Source organism: Algoriphagus aquatilis (assembly GCF_042657405.1).
GTDB lineage: Bacteria > Bacteroidota > Bacteroidia > Cytophagales > Cyclobacteriaceae > Algoriphagus > Algoriphagus aquatilis.
Genome location: NZ_JBHSKS010000005.1, coordinates 13,956 through 37,321 on the forward strand (window position 1 = coordinate 13,956; position 23,366 = coordinate 37,321).

Consider the following 23,366-nt stretch of genomic DNA (forward strand, 5'->3'; position numbering starts at 1 on the left):
AACTCAAAGGATTCTTTTCCCCTTTGACAATTCCCTTTTGCCCTTTTCTCCAATTTTTTGGTAACTTCTTGGCCAATTCTTACAACCCATCTTCAACCTATGACCAAGAAAAAACTCCGTAGCCAAGAATGGTACGGACGCACCGGCAAAGACGGCATCATTTACCGTTCCTGGATGAAAAACCAAGGACTCCCTCACCACCTTTTTACAGGAGAAAAGCCGGTCATCGGCATCTGCAATACCTGGTCCGAACTTACCCCCTGCAACGCCCATTTTAGGGATTTGGCAGAAGCTTTGAAAAGAGGGATCTGGGAGGCAGGTGGCTTTCCACTGGAGTTTCCGGTGATGTCCCTCGGCGAATGCTCCATCAAACCCACCGCGATGCTTTTTCGCAATCTGGCATCGATGGACGTGGAAGAAAGCATCCGCGCCAATCCGATGGACGGCGTAGTCCTCATGTGTGGCTGTGATAAAACGACTCCATCTCTGGTCATGGGTGCTGCCTCGGTCAATCTTCCAACACTCGTGCTTTCTGGTGGACCGATGCTCGTGGGCAGATTTAGAGGCAAAAAAATCGGAACCTCCGACATCTGGAGATTTGCAGAGGATTATAAGGTGGGCAAACTCACCCAAGAGGACATGATCGAGGTAGAATCCTCCATGTCGAGATCTGTCGGCCATTGCGCACCGATGGGCACAGCCTCTACCATGGCAGCCATGGTCGAAGCACTTGGACTAGCCCTACCTGACAATGCCACCATTCCGGCTGCCGATTCTAGAAGAAAAGTCCTGGCCCATCTCGCAGGAATGCGGATCGTGGAAATGGTCAAAGAAGACTTGACCATGGATAAAATCTTGACCCGAAAGGCCTTTGAAAACTCCATCATGGTCAATGCCGCAGTGGGTGGTTCGACCAATTACATCTTGCACCTGACGGCCATCGCCAAGCGGATCGGCGTAGAACTCGACCTCACGGATTTTGACCATTTCTCTGCAAAAATCCCACTCATTGCCAATGTGCAGCCTTCGGGAGAACACTGGGTTGAAGATCTCTTTTATGCAGGCGGGATGCCTGCCGTCATGAAGGAAATCGAAAAACACCTGCACACTGATGCACTCACAGTCAACGGGAAAACCATCGGTGAAAACATCGCCAATGCCCAATGCTGGGACAGAAACCTCATTGGCACGCTCGAAAACCCAATCAAGCCAGAGTCAGGGATTGCCGTGCTCAAAGGTAACCTTTGCCCGAATGGTGCGGTACTGAAGCCTTCCGCAGCCACTCCAAGCTTACTCAAGCATACCGGAAGAGCCGTCGTTTTCGAAAACATCGATGACTACAAAGCAAAAGTGGATGATCCCGATCTGGACATTGACGAAACCTGTGTCATGGTGATGAAAAATGTGGGGCCAAAAGGCTATCCAGGTATGCCCGAGGTAGGCAACATGGGCCTTCCAAAGAAGCTCCTAGAAAAAGGGGTCAAAGACATGGTCAGAATCTCTGACGGTCGAATGAGCGGTACGGGCTTTGGCACGGTGGTCCTCCACGTTTCTCCAGAATCAGCCATTGGAGGTCCTTTGGCTTTTGTTCAAAATGGTGATCTGATCGAGCTAGACGTACCTAACAGAACGCTTAACTTGTTGATTTCAGAAGAGGAATTTGAAGCCAGAAGAAAGGACTTTGTACCTACTCAGCTTCCTTATGAAAGAGGTTACGTCAACCTATTCTTGGACAAAGTCAATCAAGCACACGAAGGAGTGGATTTCGACTTCCTTCAGGGTGCTTCCGGTTCGGAAGTAAAAAGAGATTCGCATTGAGTTGGTTTCACTGAGGCCTGTCAGGTTTTGAAAACCTGACAGGCCTCTATCAATTTTAAAATGAAAAACCCAAAAGTAGCCATCGTCACCGGTGCAGGTCAGGGAATCGGACTTGCCATTGCACGTAAACTTCTAGAGACCGACTCCTACGTCATTCTCAATGACTTGGAGAAAAGCCTCACTGAGGAAGCTGTAGCTAATCTTTCCAGAATCGGTAAGGGAAACATCTTGGGCTGCTCGGGTGACTCTTCAAACCCCGAGGTGATTTCAGAGCTTGTGGGATTGGCAATGAAAGAAGTTGGCCACATCGATCAGGTAGTCTGCAATGCAGGAATCACACTGTTCGGCAATTTTTTAGACTATTCTTGGGCTGATTTTATGGAAGTCTCCCGAGTCAATCAGGCAGGAACTTTTTTCTTAACCCAAGCAGTGGCACGGATCATGAAAGAGCAAGAATCCGGCGGTTCCATCCTATTCACCTCTTCTGTCACCGCTCATCAAAGTCATGAAAATCTGGCGGCCTATGCGATGAGCAAGGCGGCGATAGAAATGCTTGCCAAAAATCTGGTATTGGAACTTGCTCCACTTGGTATTCGAATCAACACCATTGCACCAGGTGCTACCCTCACCGAGCGAACTACATCAGACCCTGACTATGCAAGCACTTGGTCCAGACTGACACCCATAGGCAGACCTGCCACTCCGGAAGACATTGCAGAAGCTGCAAGTTTTCTACTATCTGACCAAGCAAGGCACATCACCGGACAGACACTAATCGTAGACGGAGGCTGGACCGCAATCAGCCCATCTCCGTATGTCTGAATATCCTACGGTAGAGAATCTCCGATTGGTGTTGAAGGCACCAGCACCTTGGAAATTAAAGGGGGAAGGGATTATTTTGATTTTCAGGTTCAAAAAAGAATGGGTGGAAGAATACGCTCACCTGCCTAAGCATCTTATAGGTAAATTCCGCGGAGGGCTTGGCTATGTTATGCTAGTCGACTATCATGAATCACCTGTTGGACCTTACCATGAGCTTTTGATTATCCCGGGGAAATTTCGAAAAACGAAAATGCAGGCCATCACCAAAATCTATGTGGATTCGGAAGCCAGTACGATCAACGGGCGAAAAAATTGGGGCATCCCAAAAGAAACACTCCCATTCACTTGGACAAAAGAAAAAGGAAAAGATCTAATCTCAATTAAGCAAGGGGATAAGGAGATTTTCTCAACAGAAATCACACATGGGGTAATTTCTTTCCCTGTCTCCACTTCATTGCTTCCCATTAGACTTTGTCAGACCTTGGACAAGGTGAAATTCTACACGAAACCCTATGGTAGTGGCTGGGGCAAATTGGCCAAAATCAAAAAGCTCGACATAAATCCCGATTTTTTTCCTGACTTCGGCGGAATCAAACCCTTGATGGCAGTCAAGGTCAACCCATTTACAATTCATTTCCCTGAACCCACCTATGGGGATGAGTTCATTTAAGAATGCCGTTGTAATGGTGACAGGAGCAGGTTCGGGCATCGGCTTGGAGCTGGTAAAGCAGCTATACCCTTGGACCAAGAATATTTTAGCTGTGGATATTTCAGAGAAAAATCTACAAAATCTCAAATCCGCCTTTCCAGAAATACAAGGCATTCTTAAAGCTGACTTGAGCAAAAAAGAAGGAAATCAAGTCATTCTTGAATGGATCAAATCCAATTGGGAAAGCATCGATTTTTGCTTTGCCAATGCAGGAAAAGCAGCTTACCATGCAGCCGAAAACCAAGACTGGAAAGGAATGGAGTCCCTTTTCCAACTGAATGTCTTTTCGCCCATCCAATTGGGGATAGCGCTGAAAGTGCTTTTTCCCGAGAAAAAATTCAGACATGTAATCACCTGTTCGGCGATGGGATTCTGGGCGGTACCTGGCTATAGCCTCTACGGCGCCACCAAAGCAGCACTACTCCAATGGGCAAGGACAGTTTGGGCAGAAAAGTCAGAAGATTGGCTAACTCTAGTGTTTCCAATTGCCACTACGACAGGCTTTTTTGAAGCAGCAGGCAAGCAAATCCCAAAGGCATTTCCTCTTCAACACCCGGAAACAGTAGCAAAGAAAATGCTATCAGGTGTCGAGTCAGGGAAAAAGAAGATTTTTCCCTCTACCCTTTTCCGGATCATACTCATCCTCAATAATTTCCTTCCAGTAATTTTAACGATTTACCAATGGTTGGAATATCGTAAATTCAATTCTTGGCTTTCCAAACAAACCTGAATTTCCCTAGTTCTAAACACTTGTCCCACTACCCTTTAACCATGAAAAGACACCTCCTTATTTTTGCTTTAGTTGGCAGCTTGAGTGCTTGCCAGCAAAAGCCCGAACTTCCTGACACGTTACCTTTCCAAGTAGCCAAGGCCTATGGCTTTGAAAATTTTGACCAGATCAACTCCATTGCTTACACTTGGAATGTGCAGCGGGATTCTGTCAATGTCGTCTCACGAGATTGGAAATGGAACATCAAAGACAGCACCGTCTATTACTCTGGCCCAGATACTACATTCACTTACAATCTCACAGCTGATTCCCTTCCAAAACAGGACGGAGCTTTTATCAATGACAAATACTGGGCAATGATGCCCTTTCAGTTGGCTTGGGATTCAGGCTACACGTACGAAACCGTTGAAAATGTCCCTTCCCCACTAAAGGGAACCAATTCCACCAAATTGACCATTGTCTACAATTCAGGCGAACCTGCTGCACCGGGAATGGGCTACACTCCCGGAGATGCCTATGACTTATACATCGATGAAAACAAAATGATCCTGGAATGGACCTTCAGAAGAGGTAATGGTGCAGAAGGCCGCACTTGGACTTGGGAAAATGTCAGTCAATTTGGCCCGATCAAACTCGCTCAAGATCACATGGGGCAGGATGGTAACCGATTCATCTGGCTGACCAATGTAAAAGTAGAGTAGCCATCAGCGTAAATTAAATTCAAGCCGTGGGGATTCCTTGCGGCTTTTTTTACTTTTAGCGTAGACTCAACATCAAACCAGAGATGAACCGAAGAAATTTTATACATACCTCAGGAGCCCTGATAGGCGCAGGAATGCTAGCTAATCCGCTGGATGCTTTTTCTTTTTCTCAGAAAAAAACATGGACCGTCGGAGAAATCATGGACGCCTTCATCGCTCAGGTTCCCAATGCTCCTTTTGCCCAAACGGTGGATACAATCAAAGTGGGTTCCCGAGAAACTGTGGTGACGGGAGTAGTGACGACCATGTTTACCACAATGGAAATCATCCACAAAGCCATCGAGCTAAAAGCAAACCTGATCATTCCACACGAACCTACTTTTTTCTCCGGGCAGGATGATACAGACTATTTGCAAAATGATCCTGTATTCCGCGCCAAGTATGATCTGATGGAAAAGCATGGAATCACCCTATGGAGGAATCATGACTATGTCCATCGGATGAAAGACGATGGTGTTCGAGTGGGCGTGGTTGGTGATTTGGGCTGGGAAGAATATTACACGCCGGGAAGCCGGATTTTGACTATCCCCAAAACAGACCTTCGCGGACTAATCAATCACATTAAATCCCGATTGGGAGTACCTGCGATGCGCTATGTCGGAGACTTGGATCAAACTTGCGCCAAAGTCCTGCTCCTTCCTGGGGCTGTTGGCGGACGTCTTCAGATTACCCAAATCATGGAGCACAGACCTGATGTATTGGTCTGTGGAGAATCCAACGAATGGGAAACGCCGGAATATGTTCGGGCTGCCAATGAAATCGGCATGAAACTTTCCATGATCGAGATCGGTCATTCGGCAAGCGAAGAAGGAGGATCTGAGTTTGTAAAAAACTGGCTGAATCAACACATGCCCGGACTACCGGTGCATCACATTCCGTCAGGGAATTCACTCCAGGTATTTTGATCCAAATGAAAAAGGCCAGTCAAATTGACTGGCCTTTTGATGATTTATAAGTTTCTCAGTTCTTCTTTTCGAAGTTTTTCTCGAGGTTATTTTTGAGCTTTTGCCACTCGTTTTCGATATCCTTGGTGGTTTTGTTTACTCCGGATTTGATATCGTCCCAGGTGTTTTCTGAGGCCTTTTCGACATCCTCGATCGCGTTTTCCAAGTTAGATTTCTCCTTCTTGAGCTGCTTCTCCATCTTTCTAAGTTCATCCTGAGCCTCTTCGCTTGCTTCGGATTTCTGCTTTTCCAATTCCTTGATTTTCTGATCGACTTCCGACTCCAATTTCTCCAGTTCAGATTTCAGTTTGTCCCGCTCCTTCTCGAAGTCTACGTTAATTTCCACAAGGCTTTCATCGGAGCTAGTCCCCTTGTTTTCCCCACAGGAAAGGGCTGTCATTCCAATAAATGCCAAACCAAGGATGGCTGCTGCTTTTGTTTTCATGGTCTACTGGTTATAAAATTTTACAAGATAAAAGATCACTTGAAGTGACTTCCTTCACTTCCAATTATCCAGCCAAGTATTCCAGCTCAGCAAAAGAAACCCTTATAAACTCCAGGTATTTCCCACCTCTGAAAGCGGCATACATCCTCGGTATTCTCCCGGAATCGGATCGTAGCTCAGTAAATTTTTCCCAATTTCCTCCGAACTGAAATACGCCCAAAGAGCGGTGGATTTGAGGCTGCGGTAAAAACCTACTGGTTCGCGTGGACCCACTGCCCCTCCCCATACGGTTTTGGGGAATTTAGGTGAATTCGCTTCGTGCTCCTTGAAGCAGGCGGCTTTGTCTTCAGGGCTCAGCTCGGCAAAGACATTTCCGAATTTGGCTTTGCAGTCTGTGTTGAATTTCTCGATATCGGCTACCACCTGATTTTGCCCTGCCTCGTCGTAAGTTTTGGCATACATCAGATCAATGAAAACATCTGCTTTGACATCCAATCCGCCGGGAGTATCAGTTTTGGGCAACAGAAAATCCACAAATGAAGAAATGAATCTAGCTTGGTCTTCAGAAAGAAATACAGGAGTCCAAGTCAATCGATCTGTTTTTGCACAAGCCTGAAGCAAGCTGAGCAAAGTTGGGGCTCCAGCCGCTGCTCCAAGCGCTAAAGCCGATTTTTTGAGTGCGTCGCGTCTGTTCATGGCTTAAAGATTCTGTTTTTTAAGTTCGGAGACCGCATGATTGGCAGCTCTTGCCGTGAGCGCCATGTAGGTCAGGGAAGGGTTGACACAGGAAGAAGAGGTCATGCAAGCGCCGTCAGTAACAAAGACATTGGCACATCCATGTACCTGATTGGTCCCGTTGAGGACGGAGGTTTTAGGATCTCGACCCATTCGGGCTGTACCCATCTCGTGAATTCCAAAGCCCATTTCATGCTTGTTGTCAAACTCCATGATGTCCTTCAACCCTGCTCTTTCCAGCATTTCCTTGGCATCCTGTCGTGCCTGGTCATTGAGAGCCAATTCATTGGCTTTCCATTCTGCATCGATAGACAGCGTGGGCTGACCCCACTTGTCCAAGACGTCTTTATTCAGATATACTTGGTTTTCATGATAAGGAAGGCATTCCGAAAAACCGGTAATGAAAAATTCCCAAGGTCCAGGCTTCATCAGACGGTCTTTGAAGTCACCTCCAAATGCTTCCTGATTACTTCCAGCTCCCCATCCTGATCTTCCACCTCCGCCTTGGAAGCCGAACCCTCGGACAAATTTGTCTGATTGCGGGCCGTCTTTGAGATTGACATAGCGCGGGATGTAGATTCCGTTGGGTCTGCGTCCTTTGTAGTATTGATCTTCGAATCCTTCCACCGTTCCCATAGCACCTACCCTATAAGTATGGTCCATCAGGTTGTGTCCGAGTTCACCGGAGTCATTTCCCAATCCATTTGGGAACCGATTGGAAGTTGAATTCAGCAATATCTGAGTTGTACTCAAAGTTGAGGCGTTTACGAAGACAATTTTGGCTTTGTAGACAATTTCCTCGCTGGTCTCAGCATCTATTATCCGCACACCGGAGGCTTTCCCTTTTTGCTCGTCATAAACCACAGATTGAACAATGGAAAAAGGTCTGATTGTCAAATTTCCTGTAGCATTAGCAGCTGGTAAAGTCACGGCATTACTGGAAAAATAGGCTCCATAAGGACATCCTCTGTCACAGCGATTGCGGTATTGGCATTTGCCTCTTCCATTCAGAGGTTCAGTCAAGTGTGCCACCCGACCGATGATCATATTTCTTCCTTTGAAATCTTTCTCGATCCGCTCCTTGACGTGTTTTTCCACACAGTTTAACTCCATCGGAGGTAAGAAGTGAGAATCAGGAAGCTGGGGAAGACCTAATGCTTCCCCGCTAATGCCTGCGAATTTCTCCACATGGGTGTACCAAGGCGCGAGGTCTTTGTATCGGATCGGCCAATCCACTCCATGCCCGTCTTTGGCATTGGCTTCAAAGTCCAAGTCCGACCATCGATAAGTTTGCTTACCCCAAAGCAGTGAGCGTCCACCCATCTGATGGGCACGTACCCACATAAAAGGCTTGACTTCTGTATATGGATTTTCTAAGTCGTTGGCATGAAAATGTTCGTTCATGGCTCCAATAAAGCCGGAACGACCGCCTTTTGGGTGCTTGGCCTTTTGCTCTGGTGTGAGACCGCCTCGAAGGTCGTGTTCCCAAGGATCGAGCGTCATGGTGGGGTAGTCCACCACATGCTCCACAATTCTGCCCCGCTCGAGGACGAGGGTTTTTAGACCGGCTTCGCAAAGTTCCTTTGCCGCCCAGCCGCCACTGATTCCCGACCCGATGACGATGGCGTCATAGGTCAGGTTTTTATCGGCATCGATGTTAAAATTTGCCATTTACAATAGGTTTATTGAGAGGATAATTATAGGGAAAAAATACAGGAAATTTAAAAACACAGATCGCCCCGTAGGGGCTCTCGATTACCTTTTGCTGGATTCTTTACCCCAAATTGAATTTGGGGCTGGGACAGAACGCACCTTTGGTGCTTTTCAACTGGCCAGTTTTGGAAAAGTGCCAACGGCACGTCCTGTGATAGCCCAGAATTCAATTCTGGGTTTTAAAATCAAATTTGTATTTTCATGAGTGCCATCGGCACGATCTGTAATCGATTTTTCAATCCTAGATTTTTCAAAACATGCCACAGTCACTAGCGAAGGTTTACCTTCATGTCGTTTTTTCTACCAAGAATCGAAACCCGGTGATTTCAGAAGAAATTAGACCAAATGCGCAAGCCTATTTTGTCAAAGTCGGTGCGGGTTTGGGCTCATTTACAGAAGAGATTTTCATTATGCCAGATCATATTCACTGGCTTTGTACGCTCCCAAGAACAATTTCTATTGCCGATTTGGTGAAAAATGTCAAAATCTCCAGTTCCATCAAGTACAAAGAAATAATCCATCGCGACTTCGAATGGCAAAAGGGTTATGGTGCATTTTCAGTTAGCCAATCCAAATTGGAGACGGTCAAAAAATATATCCAAAACCAGCAAAAGCATCATCAAAAAATAGATTTTCAAACCGAGTATCGGAGATTTTTGGAGGAATATCGTATTGAATTTGAAGAAAAATATGTGTGGGATTGATTGGTGGATAAAATACAGATCGCCCCGTTGGGGCTCAAAATAATGTAACGGGTCATTCATTTATCCCAGAATTGAATTCTGGGCTATTACAAAAAATGCCTTTGGCATTTATCAGTTGCAGCACCAAAGGTGCGTACTGTGACAGCCCCAAATTCAATTTGGGGTATTACGACAAATTAGCAAAATAAAGCCCCAACGGGACGATTTGTAATAAATTTCACCTGAATCATCCACGATTCGAACCCAACCTTGCCCTCACCCGGTTTTTCACCTATTTTTCAATCATGAAAAAAATCACCCTGATCTTGATTCTGGCGGTTTCCCCGCTTTTCTCCTTTGCCCAGCAAAAACTCACTAAAGAAGAACAAAAACTGATCGAACTGATCGATAAAAACTACAAGGAAACCCTAGCTATCCTTGAAGAAGTCATCAATATCAACTCAGGTTCTTTAAATAAAGAAGGTGTACGGGAAGTTGGACGGGTTTTCGAACGGGAATTCCAGAAAATCGGCTTCCAGACGGAATGGATCGAACTCCCAGCCGAAGTGAATCGCACCGGGCACTTTGTGGCTACCCGCAAAGGAACCAAAGGCAAAAAGCTTTTCCTAATTGGGCATTTGGATACGGTTTTTGAAAAAGACATGCCGTTCACTCCCTTTACTTATCTCAATGACTCCACAGCCACTGGCCAAGGTGCCAATGACATGAAAGGTGGTGATGTGTTGGTGTTGGCCAGCTTGAAAGCCCTGCACCAGTTGGGACTGCTTGATGACCGCACGATCACTGTGTATTTCAATGGCGACGAGGAAAGCACAGGAAATGCAGCACTTTCCAGAAAGGACTTTATCGAACGAGCCAAGCAGCACGACATTGCTTTGGGCTATGAAACCGCTCAGGGATTCTCCACCGCCACCGTTGCCCGAAGAGGAGCTGGAGGCTGGACTCTGAAAACCAGCGGAAAACAAGGCCATTCCAGCGGTGTCTTTGGCCAAAATGCAGGCTATGGAGCGATTTATGAAGCATCGCGCATCCTGAACGAATTCCGAGAAGCCTTGGCAGGTGAAAAATACCTCACCTTCAATCCGGGTCAATTTATTGGAGGTTCGGATGTGAAACTAGATCCCATCAGCGGAGCAGGAACCTCTCTTGGCAAGACCAATATCGTCGCCCGAGAAGCGATCGTAACCGGTGATTTACGTTTTCTTGGAGAAGCTCAAAAAGAAGCTGCCCGCGCAAAAATGCGGGAGATCGTAGCCAAAAACCTCCACCAAACCGACGCGGAAATCACTTTTTACGACTACATCCCATCCATGGAGCCGACAGAAGGAAATTATGCCTTGGCGGAATTTCTAAGCAAGGTAAGTCAGGACATGGGCTACGGTCCTGTAAAGCCCGGAGATCCGGGAAGCCGAGGCGCAGGAGATATTTCCTTTGTAGCTGAGTTTATGGATTGTCTGGATGGCTTGGGAGCTTCGGGAACTGGCGCACATGCTCCTGGAGAAACCATCAACATGAAGCAATTTCCCGATTTGATCAAAAGAAATACGATCTTTCTCTACCGATTGACCCGATAACCTGATGCAAAAAACGTTAATCCCGGCGGTTTTGGTAGCAGCAGCACTTTCCTGCCAAGCTCCCCAACCCCAAGAACCCGAACCTATGAAACCCCAAAAAATCGTCGTCTATCAGGTTTTTACTCGCCTTTTTGGCAATACGAATACCACCAATAAACCATGGGGCACTAAGGAAGAAAACGGTGTCGGGAAGTTCAACGACTTCACTGACACTGCTTTGGAGGAGATCAAAAAACTCGGGATATCACACATTTGGTACACCGGAGTGCCGCACCATGGCGTGATTGGGGATTTCCCAGAAATCGGTGTGAATTCAGACGACCCAGATATCATCAAAGGCCGTGCAGGTTCGCCTTACGCAGTGAGGGATTACTACCAAGTTAATCCAGATCTGGCCGTAGATGTGACTAAGCGGATGGAGGAGTTCGAAGCCTTGATCGCCCGAACGCACAAGCACGACATGAAAGTGATCATCGACATTGTACCCAATCACGTATCGCGCTTTTATGAGGGAAAAAACAATCCCGCCGGAGTTCGTGACTTTGGGGCAGACGATGACAAAATGGTGGAATACACCAAAAACAATAATTTCTACTACATCCCAGGTAAAGCATTTCAGGTGCCCGAACCCAAAAATGGCTACCAACCTCTCGGTGGAGAAAAGCACCCCTTGGCTGACGGGAAATTTGACGAGAATCCAGCCAAGTGGACAGGTAATGGTTCACGATTAGCCCAGCCTGACTTCTATGACTGGTACGAGACGGTCAAGATCAATTACGGAGTAAGTCCCGATGGAAAAAAGGATTTTGACGAGTTGCCTTCCGGAGCTGAAAAATTAGATTGGAAAGCACATTATGACTTTTGGCAGGGCAAAGACGTGCCTGATTCTTGGGAAAAATTCAAGGACATCACCCAATTTTGGTTGGGCAAAGGCGTGGATGGATTCCGATTTGACATGGCCGAGATGGTGCCGGTGGAGTTTTGGTCCTACCTCAATTCCCATATCAAAAAGACCAATCCGGAAGCATTTCTTTTGGCCGAAGTATATAACCCAAATTTGTACAGAGACTACATCCACAAGGGAAAAATGGATTACCTCTACGACAAGGTGGAGCTGTACGACACCCTGAAGCACATCATTCAGGGTCATGGTTCGACGGATAATCTTGTACCCATCTTGGCTGGATTGAAAGACATTCAGCACCACATGCTTCACTTTCTGGAAAACCACGACGAGCAGCGGATCTCAAGTCCTGAGTTTGCTGGGAATCCCTGGAAAGCTATGCCTGCTATGGTGGTTTCCGCGACGGTTTCCACTTCTCCGACCATGATCTATTTCGGGCAGGAAGTGGGCGAACCGGGAGCAGAAGATGCTGGTTTTGGTGATCCGAGTCGCACCTCCATTTTTGACTACATCGGGGTACCGCAGCATCAGAAATGGATGAACGGAGGAAAGTTTGACGGAGGACAGCTATCTGAAAATGAAAAAGCACTGCGAAACTACTACTCCGAAGTGCTCAACTTCACCCGAAACAGTTCGGCGTTAATGGGAGAATACTTGGAGCTTCATACATTCAATCGGTATGAAAATCCTGACTATACGAATAAGGCTTTTGCGTTTGCCCGATGGGATGACAGCCAAAAGCTGATCGTAGTGACCAACTTCGACGAATTCAAATCGGTGAAAACAACGCTCAAACTTTCCCCTGAACTTCTCAAAGCATGGAACTTGAAAGCGGGAGAGCGGGAAATCAAGGAAGTGATGTTTGGTAAGAAAAAGACAAAGCTTCGGGTAACCTCTGAAGGGGCAGAGATTGACTTGGATTTTGGGCCTTGGGAGTCAGCGGTGTTTGAAATCCAATAGGTTTCAATAAACCATGCCTCAAAAACAGTATTCTTCCCGGATTTGGGTCATCGTTTTGATATTTCTGACCCTCTTGGTAGCTGTGGTCTATAATTTCCGTGATTCGAAATGGATTATTAAGGAGTTGACAGATTATACTCGACCCACTCCCAAATGGACTGAGAGTTACAAATTCGGAAAGGTATTTGAAAATTTTCCAGAAGGAATTCTGGGAGTGAATATTTCAGAAAATCAGGAAAAAATCAATTTTCAGAAACTACAGCTACAACTCCAAAATCGCCCCATTGAGTTTATGGTAATCCGTTTGACCATGGGTTCTGATGGTGTGGATCAAAGATTTAAGCAAAATTGGAGAGAAGCTTCCAAACTGCCATTAGTTAAAGGAGTCTATCACTATTATCGCCCGAATGAGAATAGCACCAAACAAGCCCAGCATTTTATCAAAAATGTAAAGCTCCAATCCGGTGACATGATTCCCGTTTTAGATATTGAAAAGCATAGTACTATTCAAAGTCGGGATCGTTTAAGGCAGGGAATCAAGAACTGGTTGAATTTGGTTGAAGCTCATTTTGGCGTAAAACCGATGATATATACGGGTGACCGTTTTTTTTGGGACGTCCTTCACGGCCAAGGCTTCGACGAATACCCAATTTGGGTTGCCAATTACAATCCCATCGATAAACCAGAAACAAAAAACTGGGGCATCTGGCAATTTTCTGAAGAAGGAAATTTGGAAGGAATTGAAGAGCGAATTGACCTGAATGTCCTAAGAGGAGGACGGTTTCAACTTCATAAGTTGAAGATGCCTTAGTTCAATTTCAGGTAATTCATGACTGCGTCATCACCATTTAGTGCACGCTCTGGTATGAGATATTTTTCATTAAAAACCCTGAGTTCATCCGCCGAAAGCAGGGTCACAAAGCTTTCATCAAACCCATCCTGATAGGGAATTCGCCCGGCATTGAGTCCGAGGTAGTGCCCAAAGAAATTATAGACCGCAGCCCGTTTGTTTTTGCCATAGTCGTGTCGCTCGCCGGCTAAGTGGACATTATCCACACGACTCTCTGCCTGATATGTGGAATAGACTTTTTGCACATAGGGAAACTCGATTCGGGGATTGTTTTTGGTCCAATCTCCTCCGTCGGAAACCAGCAGCATTGGCCGAGGTGCAGCCAAAGCGGCAATCTCCACATTGTTGGTTTGGTGATCTGAACTTTTGTGAATTGGCATCCCACTTTCGCAGGTACAGCCTCCGAAGAAATAGGCAGAAACCATGACCACAGGTGCTGAAACTTTGATCCTCGGATCCAAAGCAGTAATCAAAATCGACTGGGTTCCACCACCGGATTCTCCCGTCACACCGATTCGCTCAGGATCCACATCCGGACGAGAAATCAGGTAATCGATCACCCGTTGGGAATTGTAGGTTTGAAGGGTGAGTGCAATCGGGATTTTGTGATCCACTTGCTTGGAATCGCCATACCCTATCATGTCATAGACAAACACGACCGCACCCATTCGTGCGAATGCCGCACTCCGCTTTTGCATACTCTCGCCAAAGCGAAGATCCGGCCCATGTCCATGTACACTGAGAATTGCAGGACTTTTGATAAATGGGGCTGGATTTAGCGGACGGTAAAGGTTTCCCGTGATGAAAAATCCAGGGAAGCTTTCGATGGCGATGTTTTCCACGATGTAGCCATCCATTTCTCGCGTGCTGTGGATGATGGTGTTGAATGGAGCGGTTCGGGCAGGCATTTCCTCGAGCTTCATCCCCTCGATAATTCCTTTTCTGATTACTTCGGCTCTCTTTTCCCAATCCGCTTGCGAAGTCCAGGTAGAAGCGGTTTGTTTCATGAAAATGGCCGCCTCATCCTCTGTCCAGTAAGCGCCTTGGCAGAGCATGCTTTCTTGAGCAAAAACCCTTGTTACCTGGAAAAGAAGGAATATCGAAATAGGAATGATTACTTTTTTCATAGGTGCGAGCGCTTATTGAATGACGAGAGAAATTACTGTGGGTTCGTATCCAATCCGATGTGAATTGACATTGATCGTTTCCCCTATTTTGGCTTCAAAAGGAGCTGTGTACACCTTCCAACCTTCTTTTTCAGAAAAACGGTAGCCAATCGAAGCGCTTGGATTGGAGCAGGTCAGGTGAACTTTGCCATTTTCGAATTTGAGTTGAGCAGCAGGAGTCACTGGAGGAGTGTCCTTCCCTTTCCACCAAGTCCGAACCATCTCCATCTCATTCACTGCTCCCAGATCACCATAATCCGAGATCCACTGCTCATGGGCTTTGCGCAGCTCGGCCAACTTCTCAGCAAAAGCAGGGTCGGAGGCAAGATTTTTGAATTCATAGGGATCGGACTGGGTATCGTACAATTCCTCCAAGGGTTTGGATGCGGCAAACCAACGGGCTTGATTTTCATTGAGCTTTCCTTCTTGGTGCAGCTTCAGTAAATGCGGCATCAGAGGATTTTGCAGGCGGAAGCGAATATTCTGGTAGTTGGGCTTCTCTGGCATGTAGTTGCGGATGTACTTGTACCTTCCGTCGGAGACTGCCCGCACACGGTCGTATTCGCTGTCCATTCGATCTCGGGCGGCATAGATGTATTTTCTTGGTCCAGATTTTTGAGGACCCAAAAAGGCTTGACCATGTATGCTCTCCGGAATAGGTATTCCCGCCAAAGAAAGAAGCGTAGGTGCAAAATCCACAAAACTGACCAGCTCTTCATTTCGGGTGCCAGCTTGCAGAAATGGAGCCTTGATCAACAAGGGAACCCGCAATCCCCGATCATAAAGCTCACGCTTGACATAAGGCAATCCGTCTCCATGATCCGAATAGAAAAAGATGATCGTATTGTCATACAATCCATCTTCTTTCAGCTGCTGGATCACCTCTCCCACCTGATCATCCATGGTCATCACATTGGTGATAAATCGAGCCATCACATACCTGCTGATCGAATCATCCGGATAGTAAGGAGGGATTTTCACCTTGGCGGGATCGACTTTCAGGGGTTCTTTTTCCCTAGCCCACACCTGGGATTCATGGGTAGTGGTAAAGTTGAAAATGGAGAAAAAAGGCTGGCTTTTATCTATTCTGTTGCGGTAATGTGCTCTGGGGCTGCTTTCATCCCACATGGTCACGGGACTGCGGAATTGGTAATCTTCCTTGGAATTATTCGAAGTGTAATAGCCTGCTTCCCGTAAAATCAAGGGGTAGGGTTTCATCCCTTCAGGCAAAACCGCAGAATAGCCCTTAAACCCCGGAGGATAATCATCCGAAGCTACGGCAGAAGCTGCCAAAGTTCGCATGTGCATCGCGCCAATAGACGTTTGATAAGCACCCGAAATCAAGGCCGCCCGACTAGGAGCGCACACGCCTGCGGTCGAAAAAGCATTCATATACTGCACCGATTCCTTGGCTAAGGCATTGAGATGGGGTGTCTTTCCACCCGTACCCCCATACACTTCCAAATGCTCGGGAGACATGTCTTCCACCACGATCCAAACGATATTGGGGCGATTTTGCTGAGCAAGTCCTAAGGAATAGAAGAAAGAAATTCCGATCAGGAAGAGTAAAAGCTTTTTCATAGCCAAGGTTGCTTTGGGTGGATTTTCAAAAGATAAGATTTTATCAGAATAAAGAGTGGGGTACTGTCCTTTTCCAATTGACCAACCATCCAAAATCAGCTTTGCAAAGAATTTTTTATGGCTAACTTTCTTTCACCCAATAAACCTCATCCCTTATGACCAACAGAAGAAATTTCCTAAAAACCACCGGCCTGGCCACTGCCGCATTGGGCTTAGGATTGCCGCAATTCAGTTTTGGACTGACGAAAGCTGAGCCTTTCAAAATTTCATTGGCCGAGTGGTCCGTCAATCGCCTCCTTTTTTCTAAACAGCTCGATCACTTGGATTTTGCCTTAGAGGCCAAAAAGCATGGGATAAATGCCGTGGAATATGTGAATCAATTTTTCATGGACAAGGCACAGGACATGACTTACCTGAGGGAAATGAACACCCGCTGCCAAAACGAGGGAATCACCCAAGTACTCATCATGGTGGACCGGGAAGGAATGCTCGGTGCCCGCTCAGACGCAGATCGGATGAAAGCCGTAGACAACCATAAAAAATGGATCGAAGCCGCTAAGTTTCTCGGTTGCCATACCGTGCGGGTCAATGGCTATTCTGACATCGCCTGGTCCCAAAATCCAGCCGACGCCGCCGAAGCTTCAAAGTTAGTCAGTGACGGCATCCGGAAGCTGTGTGAATTTGCCGAGCCTCATGGCATTCGCATCGTGATAGAAAATCATGGAGGTTTCTCCTCCAATGGCAAGTGGCTAGCAGAAACCATTCGCAATGCCAAACACCCGCTAGCCGGCACCTTACCCGATTTTGGCAACTTCCGTATCGGGGCCATCGAAGGCAAACCGGTATCTTATGATTCCTATCGAGGTGTTGACGAACTGATGCCTTTGGCCACCGGAGTCAGTCTGAAGCCAAAAGTGTGGGATGATGCCGGAAAAGAATCTGACTTAGACTACGAGCGCATGATGAAAATCGTCCTTTCTCATAACTACCATGGCTATGTGGGTATTGAGCATGGGGAGCGCGAACGCGAGTGGGAAAGTATTGTTGAGATCCGACAAACTTTGGAAAAACTCCAAAAGTCATTGTAAAAGAATAAGGCTACCCAATTCTAGGTAGCCTTTATGTTTTGATTTCAGAAAAGGGTTTTTGAGTAACTCTGAGTATTTAAGAATCAATTAATTCGTAATCGAGCTTAAACGGGGAATCAGAATGCTTAGAAGCATTTAAAATCTCAATTCTCAGAATATTCCCATGATCATCATAATCTATGATGACCCCTGGTTTTGATTCTTCACTTTCAGCTACTTTTCCTTCTGAAATTTGGATCAAGAGCACATCTACTTCTTGATTATAGGTTACCTTCATTTTGCCAGTATTTAAAGACCTTTGTGGTTTTATAAACGGTCACAACCAATTTGGGATTTTTTGTTCGGTTAACAAAAACTCGAATCATATAATTTCCCCCTTGGATATTTTTAAAAATCGATTGATATACCTCTATATCAGAAACTTCTGATTCTTTAATCACTTGATCTGGATTCTTCAAAACCTCAATAACCTGAGAATTAGTAATACCTCTACTAGTCATTTGTTCTAAAGAATGTATAGAAAAATCAAAGTCCATAAAAAAGCTGCAATTCAATGCAAAGTACTTTATTTCAAACTCTTGATACTATCGTCAGTGAAAAAATTTCAAGAAAGAGACCAATGGTAAGATACTTTCTAATTTTGACTCAATTTGATAATTGAATAGCTGTAAACAATGAACCAACAACTCGGACAACTCTCCCTGCTCGTCAGAGATTACGACGAAGCCATTCGCTATTATACCGAAGTCCTTGACTTTGAACTTTTGGAAGACACTCCTATGAGTGAAACCAAGCGCTGGGTGAGAGTTTCCCCGCCTGGTTCGACTTGTCACCTGCTTCTCGCCAAAGCAGCCAACGAAACGCAGGAAAAGCAAATCGGCTTTCAGGCGGGAGGTCGGGTGTTTCTTTTTCTCTACACGGATGACTTTTGGAGAGATTATCAGAAATATACCTCCCGTGGGGTGGAGTTTATCCGCGAACCTGCCGAAGAAAGCTACGGCATCGTGTCTGTCTTTAAGGATTTGTATGGAAATCTTTGGGATCTTATCCAGAGAAAAGGATACTAAATACTCATTCCTCAATATCAGGTGTACATCGGTCTTCGGACATCGGACACCGGACTACCTTTCAAAGTTTAAAAATGGTATAATTTGTTTGATTTGAGCAAAATCAAATAAGTGTAATCTTCTACTTCTTGCCATTCCATCCTCATTCCCTATTTTTGCCAATACCTGACCAAAGGGGACTTTGCCCCTGCCATGCGGGTGATTTTCCTTTTGGTCCTTCCTTTTATGTCACTCCAAGTCACACGTCTTACCAAAATTTACGGTTCTCAAAAAGCACTCGATGAGGTGAGCTTTTCAGCTTCGCCGGGGAGAATTTTGGGCTTTCTGGGACCCAACGGAGCAGGTAAATCTACCACGATGAAGATCATCACTGGATACCTATCAGCAGATTCAGGCGAAGTGAGGATCCTCGGTGAAGACGCTTTGGCCCAACCGAAAAAAGTTAGCCCAAAAATCGGCTACCTCCCGGAACATAACCCACTCTACCTAGATTTGTATGTGCGGGAATTTTTGGAGTTTTCCGGAGGTCTGTACGGACTCAAGTCTGGTGAAATCCGTAGAAGAACCGAGGAACTGATCCGCAAAACCGGACTCTTGCCCGAGCAACACAAAAAAATCGGACAGCTCTCCAAAGGGTATCGACAGCGAGTGGGTCTAGCCCGGGCCCTGATTCATGATCCTCAAGTGGTGATCTTGGACGAGCCAACGACTGGTCTTGACCCCAATCAGCTAGTGGACATCCGCAATCTGATTTTGGAGGTGGCGGAAAACAAAACCCTTATCTTTTCCACCCACATCATGCAGGAAGTGGAAGCGATCTGCCAAGATGTAGTGATCATCAATCGGGGAAAAATCCTTGCCGCGAGCCCTCTTTCCGAACTTAAAGCAGCATCCTCGCAAACTGAACTCGTCCTAGAAACTGAAGAAGCGATGGAATTGGTGTGGTTTGAAGGCATCGGAGCAGTCCGCTTTGGACAAAAAGGAAATCGGGAGATCATCCTTCAAACCGAAGATCCTTCCGAAGCCCGAAAAGCATTGATGCAAGTCGTAGCCCAACACCAATTGAACCTAATCAGCCTCAATCAAGGCAAGAAAAATCTGGAAACCCTCTTCCGCGAAATCACCAGCGCTCAATGAAAAGTCTCTTTGTAAAAGAAATCAATGCCTTTTTTGGAAGCCTCACCGGCTACCTGGTTTTGGCTTTGTTTCTCGTGGCTTTAGGCTTGATCGTATGGGTATTTCCTGAAAGCTCGGTTTTGGATTACGGGTACGCAGATTTGGAGTCGCTTTTTGCTTACACTCCCTATGTCTTCACTTTTCTGATTCCTGCCATTTCCATGCGGGCCATTGCGGAAGAGCGGAAAAACGGAACTTGGGAATTGCTTCGCACTTCTCCCCTTTCCTTAGTCCAGATCATTATCGCCAAATACTTGGCACTCCTTGCCTTGGTAGTGTTAGCTGTATTACCAACGCTTTTGTACGGGTATACCATTTCCACACTCGGAAATCCTCCCGGCAACTTGGATTGGGCGGGCTTCTTTGGAAGTTGGGCAGGTTTGCTGATGATCGGGGCCACTTTTGCCGCAGTGGGATTGTTTGCCAGTTCGCTGACCTCACAGCAAGTAGTAGCGTTTGTCTTGGGCGTGTTTCTTTGCTTTGTGCTGTACTTTGGATTCACGGCTTTGGCAGAGATGCTCAGCGGCGATGCTGCCTATTGGATAGAGGAACTGAGCTTGAGTTATCATTACAACAGTCTTAGCCGGGGAGTCATCGACAGCCGGGATGTGTTTTTCTTGTTGGGCATGATTTGGGTGTTTTTAGGTGGTTCGGTCTTGATCTTGAGAAACAAATGAAAAAGTCCTTAGCCTCCAACTTGACCCCATACCTAATCCTAATTGCAGGAGTACTAGTACTTTTCGGGTTGGGACAATTTCTACGTTTTCGGGTGGATTTGACAGAGGAAAGGCGCTTTTCCCTGCATCCGTCCACCAAAGCTCTCTTGGAAAATCTGGATCGCCCGATCTACGTCGACATTCTTTTGACCGGAGAAAACCTTCCCGGTGGGATGCGCCGATTACAGAAGTCTATTGAGGAGACCGTTCGCACGTTCAATGCCTACTCCGCCCAAAAAATCACGGTTTCTTACTTTGACCCGCTGAGTGTCGTCGACTCGCTTCAAGAAGATTTTATCCTCAGTCTGGCGGATTACGGCATCAATCCCACCAATCTCTTTGTCAATCAAACTACCGGTCAGCAAGCTCAGTTGATTTTCCCCGGTATTTTGGTCAGCGATGAGGAATTTGAGACAGGGGCCTTGGTGCTGAAAGGAGAAACAGGTATGTCAGCAGATCAGAAACTGAACGCCTCCATTGAAAATCTGGAATTTGAGCTGAGCCAAGCCATCCAAAAGCTCATCAATCCGGAAAAAGGTGCTGTGGCCATGATTATCGGCCACGGGGAACTTTCCGAGGACGATGGCTATGGCATGGTGGAAGCTTTGGACGGGCAATTTGAATTGTTCAAAGTGCCCTTGGAACAAGCCAAAAAACCAGAAAACCTAAATTCCTTTTCGAGCATTTTTATCCTTGGCCCAAAGACGACTTACTCCGAGCGTGAGCTTTTTCTCCTCGATCAATATGTGATGAATGGGGGTAATCTCGTGGTAGCTGCAGAGGGAATTGATGTAGATATGGCCCAAGCCGGAGGAGAAGGCACCTTGGCAATTCCGCTCGAAAATGAACTTGACCGGTTGCTATTCCGCTACGGCATCCGTGTGAATAAAGACGTGATACAAGACCTGAATTTCTCCATGATCCCGGTCATGGGTGGTAATTTCGGGAATGAGGAACAGCTCGTTCCCCTACCTTGGCTATTCCATTTCAACGCCGGTCGAGTACAAACTCATCCGATCACCAAAGCCTTGGATCAGGTCAATTTCCGCTTTGCCAGCAGTCTGGACACGGTGAAGGCCGACGGAGTGACCAAAACCCCTTTGATCTTCGGCTCGGACAATGCCCGAATACTTCCTGCCCCTGCGCGGGTGGCTTTTGCAGATATGCAACAAGCTCCAAAAGTTGAAGAATTTGCGCTTCAGCGTTTACCTTTAGCCTATTTGCTGGAAGGGGAATTTACTTCGTTATTCAAAAACAGGTTTGTTCCGGATGAATTTGCCCAAGTGCCTTTAAAAGAATCCGGGAAAGGAAAAGTGGTCGTATTCGGTGATGGCTCGGTTTTCCAAAGTCAGCTTAGCCTAAAGGGAAAACAGCCTTTGGCTCTCGGCGAAGATCCTTTTGCACAAACCACTTATGCCAATAAGCAACTCCTTCAAAATCTGGTCAAATACCTCAGCGATCCGGAAGGAATCATTTCCACCAGATCAAAAACACTTCAGATCCGACCTTTGGACAAGGTAAAAGTGGCTGAGCAAAAGTCCTTTTGGCAGCTCATCAATATAGGTTTACCTGTCGGAATTATCCTGATTTTGGGCGGTTTGATCCTTTTGATTAGGAAGAACAGGTTTGCGAAAAAAGCTTAAAAAGGCAATCGGTTGGGTATTAGAAGTTTTTTACTTCAAAAAAATCTCTACCCCATCGAATTAGCATTTTATTTATAAATTTACCCCTCCAGAAATAAAAAATCACTAAGCCCGAACATATGAAATTTATTGTTTCCTCTTCTGCATTGCTTAAGCAGCTATCGGCCATCAACGGTGTCGTGACTACCAACCCGGTAGTACCCATTCTTGAAAACTTCTTATTCGAAATCAAGGATTCCGTCTTGACCATCACTGCCTCCGACTTGCAGACTTCCATGATGACGCAGATCCAAGTGGAAGCAAAAGAGGACGGAAATATTGCGGTTCCTGCCCGTATCCTGATCGAAACCCTGAAAAACTTGCCTGAGCAGCCGGTGACGTTCAGCATCGATCATGATACCTACGCGGTAGAAATCAGCTCTGACAACGGCCGCTATAGACTAGCCGGAGAAAACGCAACGGATTTCCCAAAAATCCCTACCGTAAACAATGCTACTACCGTGGATATGTCTACTGAGGTGCTTTCTTCTGCGATTTCCAACACCATTTTCGCGACTTCTTCCGACGAACTTCGTCCAGCGATGACGGGGGTGTATATCAACTTGAGCCCGACCAACACCACCTTCGTGGCAACAGATGGACATCGATTGATCCGCTACAGAAGAGTGGACGTGGCCTCTGCCAACGGCGCAAGCTTGATCATCCCAAGAAAAGCGCTCAACCTCTTGAAGTCTACCTTACCTTCTGAAAATGTACCGGTAACCGTAGAGTTCAACCAGTCCAACGCCTACTTCAAATTCAACAACATCAAGATGATCTGCCGTCTGATCGACGAGCGATTCCCTGATTATGAAAATGTAATTCCGGTAGACAATCCAAACCGTATGAACATCGATCGCTTGGAATTGCTTGGATCTTTGAGACGTATCGCGATTTATGCCAACAAGACTACTCATCAGGTTCGATTGAAGTTGACCGGAAGTGAATTGATGATCTCTGCGGAAGACTTGGACTTCTCCAATGAAGCAAATGAGCGGCTTTCCTGCGATCACGACGGAGAGGATATCGAAATCGGCTTCAATGCGAAATTCTTGGTGGAAATGCTCAATAACCTTTCCTGCAAGGAGGTCAGCTTGAAATTCTCCGCACCAAACCGTGCAGGTCTGATCCTTCCCGCTGAGCAAGATGCCAACGAAGACATCCTGATGCTTGTGATGCCGGTAATGCTTAACAACTACGTATAATCTTAACCACAACCAT

24 protein-coding genes are annotated in these 23,366 nt (G+C 46.3%); 17 read left to right on the forward strand and 7 right to left on the reverse strand.

The window, feature by feature from the left end; translation table 11 throughout:
* Window positions 1–99 precede the first annotated feature (99 nt).
* From ACFPIK_RS08225 to ACFPIK_RS08250, 6 genes are all read left to right on the forward strand, one after another.
* Entirely contained in the window at window positions 100–1,818 is a 1,719-nt protein-coding gene (locus ACFPIK_RS08225; RefSeq protein ID WP_377914104.1) for an IlvD/Edd family dehydratase, read from the forward strand.
* A 60-nt stretch (window positions 1,819–1,878) separates the two neighbouring features.
* Window positions 1,879–2,640: an SDR family NAD(P)-dependent oxidoreductase gene (locus tag ACFPIK_RS08230; RefSeq protein ID WP_377914106.1), complete on the forward strand. Its 762-nt coding sequence runs from the start codon at window positions 1,879–1,881 to the stop codon at window positions 2,638–2,640.
* Entirely contained in the window at window positions 2,633–3,310 is a 678-nt protein-coding gene (locus tag ACFPIK_RS08235; protein WP_377914108.1) for an acetoacetate decarboxylase family protein, read from the forward strand. Before ACFPIK_RS08230 ends, ACFPIK_RS08235 begins: the two co-directional genes overlap by 8 nt.
* Window positions 3,297–4,079 (forward strand): SDR family NAD(P)-dependent oxidoreductase, encoded by a 783-nt coding sequence (locus ACFPIK_RS08240; protein WP_377914110.1) that lies wholly within the window; start codon window positions 3,297–3,299, stop codon window positions 4,077–4,079. The genes ACFPIK_RS08235 and ACFPIK_RS08240 overlap by 14 nt, the downstream gene beginning before the upstream one ends.
* Before the next feature lie 41 nt (window positions 4,080–4,120).
* Window positions 4,121–4,780, forward strand: a complete 660-nt coding sequence (locus ACFPIK_RS08245) for a hypothetical protein (protein ID WP_377914112.1) — start codon at window positions 4,121–4,123, stop codon at window positions 4,778–4,780.
* Window positions 4,781–4,863: 83 nt separating this feature from the next.
* On the forward strand, window positions 4,864–5,745 hold the full coding sequence (locus ACFPIK_RS08250; protein ID WP_377914114.1) for a Nif3-like dinuclear metal center hexameric protein: 882 nt from the start codon (window positions 4,864–4,866) through the stop codon (window positions 5,743–5,745).
* 55 nt (window positions 5,746–5,800) lie between these two features.
* On the opposite strand, the gene ACFPIK_RS08255 is transcribed toward ACFPIK_RS08250, so the two are convergent.
* The 3 genes from ACFPIK_RS08255 to ACFPIK_RS08265 form a co-directional block, all read right to left on the reverse strand.
* Window positions 5,801–6,229 (reverse strand): hypothetical protein, encoded by a 429-nt coding sequence (locus tag ACFPIK_RS08255; protein ID WP_377914116.1) that lies wholly within the window; start codon window positions 6,227–6,229, stop codon window positions 5,801–5,803.
* 102 nt (window positions 6,230–6,331) lie between these two features.
* Window positions 6,332–6,925: a gluconate 2-dehydrogenase subunit 3 family protein gene (locus ACFPIK_RS08260; protein WP_377914118.1), complete on the reverse strand. Its 594-nt coding sequence runs from the start codon at window positions 6,923–6,925 to the stop codon at window positions 6,332–6,334.
* 3 nt (window positions 6,926–6,928) lie between these two features.
* Window positions 6,929–8,635 carry a GMC oxidoreductase gene (locus tag ACFPIK_RS08265; protein WP_377914120.1) on the reverse strand — a complete coding sequence of 569 codons (1,707 nt, stop codon included), beginning with the start codon at window positions 8,633–8,635 and terminating at the stop codon, window positions 6,929–6,931.
* On the opposite strand from ACFPIK_RS08265, the gene ACFPIK_RS08270 reads away from it, so the two are divergent.
* From ACFPIK_RS08270 to ACFPIK_RS08290, 5 genes are all read left to right on the forward strand, one after another.
* Window positions 8,619–8,882, forward strand: a complete 264-nt coding sequence (locus ACFPIK_RS08270; protein ID WP_377914122.1) for a hypothetical protein — start codon at window positions 8,619–8,621, stop codon at window positions 8,880–8,882. The genes ACFPIK_RS08265 and ACFPIK_RS08270 overlap by 17 nt on opposite strands.
* Before the next feature lie 52 nt (window positions 8,883–8,934).
* Entirely contained in the window at window positions 8,935–9,381 is a 447-nt protein-coding gene (tnpA, locus tag ACFPIK_RS08275) for an IS200/IS605 family transposase (protein WP_377914124.1), read from the forward strand.
* Window positions 9,382–9,665: 284 nt separating this feature from the next.
* Entirely contained in the window at window positions 9,666–10,955 is a 1,290-nt protein-coding gene (locus tag ACFPIK_RS08280; RefSeq protein WP_377914126.1) for a M20/M25/M40 family metallo-hydrolase, read from the forward strand.
* A 4-nt stretch (window positions 10,956–10,959) separates the two neighbouring features.
* The gene (locus ACFPIK_RS08285; protein ID WP_377914128.1) at window positions 10,960–12,819 is read left to right on the forward strand and encodes an alpha-amylase family protein; all 1,860 of its coding nucleotides are present in this window, start codon (window positions 10,960–10,962) and stop codon (window positions 12,817–12,819) included.
* 13 nt (window positions 12,820–12,832) lie between these two features.
* Window positions 12,833–13,630, forward strand: a complete 798-nt coding sequence (locus ACFPIK_RS08290; RefSeq protein ID WP_377914130.1) for a GH25 family lysozyme — start codon at window positions 12,833–12,835, stop codon at window positions 13,628–13,630.
* Here the strand turns inward: ACFPIK_RS08290 and ACFPIK_RS08295 are convergent.
* A complete protein-coding gene (locus tag ACFPIK_RS08295) occupies window positions 13,627–14,796 on the reverse strand; it encodes an alpha/beta hydrolase (protein ID WP_377914132.1) in 1,170 nt (389 codons plus the stop codon). The genes ACFPIK_RS08290 and ACFPIK_RS08295 overlap by 4 nt on opposite strands.
* Window positions 14,797–14,808: 12 nt before the next feature.
* The gene (locus ACFPIK_RS08300; RefSeq protein ID WP_377914134.1) at window positions 14,809–16,416 is read right to left on the reverse strand and encodes a sulfatase family protein; all 1,608 of its coding nucleotides are present in this window, start codon (window positions 16,414–16,416) and stop codon (window positions 14,809–14,811) included.
* A gap of 155 nt (window positions 16,417–16,571) precedes the next feature.
* Here ACFPIK_RS08300 and ACFPIK_RS08305 point away from each other — a divergent pair, with 155 nt between their 5' ends.
* The gene (locus ACFPIK_RS08305) at window positions 16,572–17,504 is read left to right on the forward strand and encodes a TIM barrel protein (protein ID WP_377914136.1); all 933 of its coding nucleotides are present in this window, start codon (window positions 16,572–16,574) and stop codon (window positions 17,502–17,504) included.
* Window positions 17,505–17,580: 76 nt separating this feature from the next.
* Here the strand turns inward: ACFPIK_RS08305 and ACFPIK_RS08310 are convergent, their stop codons facing one another.
* On the reverse strand, window positions 17,581–17,781 hold the full coding sequence (locus ACFPIK_RS08310; RefSeq protein WP_377914137.1) for a DUF2283 domain-containing protein: 201 nt from the start codon (window positions 17,779–17,781) through the stop codon (window positions 17,581–17,583).
* Complete coding sequence (locus ACFPIK_RS08315) at window positions 17,765–18,040, reverse strand: DUF4258 domain-containing protein (protein WP_377914139.1); 276 nt, start codon at window positions 18,038–18,040, stop codon at window positions 17,765–17,767. The genes ACFPIK_RS08310 and ACFPIK_RS08315 overlap by 17 nt, the downstream gene beginning before the upstream one ends.
* Before the next feature lie 138 nt (window positions 18,041–18,178).
* Between ACFPIK_RS08315 and ACFPIK_RS08320 the strand changes: the two genes are divergently transcribed.
* From ACFPIK_RS08320 to dnaN, 5 genes are all read left to right on the forward strand, one after another.
* Window positions 18,179–18,571: a VOC family protein gene (locus tag ACFPIK_RS08320; RefSeq protein WP_377914141.1), complete on the forward strand. Its 393-nt coding sequence runs from the start codon at window positions 18,179–18,181 to the stop codon at window positions 18,569–18,571.
* A gap of 225 nt (window positions 18,572–18,796) precedes the next feature.
* On the forward strand, window positions 18,797–19,708 hold the full coding sequence (gldA, locus tag ACFPIK_RS08325) for a gliding motility-associated ABC transporter ATP-binding subunit GldA (RefSeq protein WP_377914143.1): 912 nt from the start codon (window positions 18,797–18,799) through the stop codon (window positions 19,706–19,708).
* Complete coding sequence (gene gldF, locus ACFPIK_RS08330) at window positions 19,705–20,424, forward strand: gliding motility-associated ABC transporter permease subunit GldF (protein WP_377914145.1); 720 nt, start codon at window positions 19,705–19,707, stop codon at window positions 20,422–20,424. Before gldA ends, gldF begins: the two co-directional genes overlap by 4 nt.
* Window positions 20,421–22,106, forward strand: a complete 1,686-nt coding sequence (gldG, locus tag ACFPIK_RS08335; RefSeq protein ID WP_377914147.1) for a gliding motility-associated ABC transporter substrate-binding protein GldG — start codon at window positions 20,421–20,423, stop codon at window positions 22,104–22,106. Before gldF ends, gldG begins: the two co-directional genes overlap by 4 nt.
* Before the next feature lie 119 nt (window positions 22,107–22,225).
* Window positions 22,226–23,350: a DNA polymerase III subunit beta gene (gene dnaN, locus ACFPIK_RS08340; protein WP_111394678.1), complete on the forward strand. Its 1,125-nt coding sequence runs from the start codon at window positions 22,226–22,228 to the stop codon at window positions 23,348–23,350.
* Window positions 23,351–23,366 lie beyond the last annotated feature (16 nt).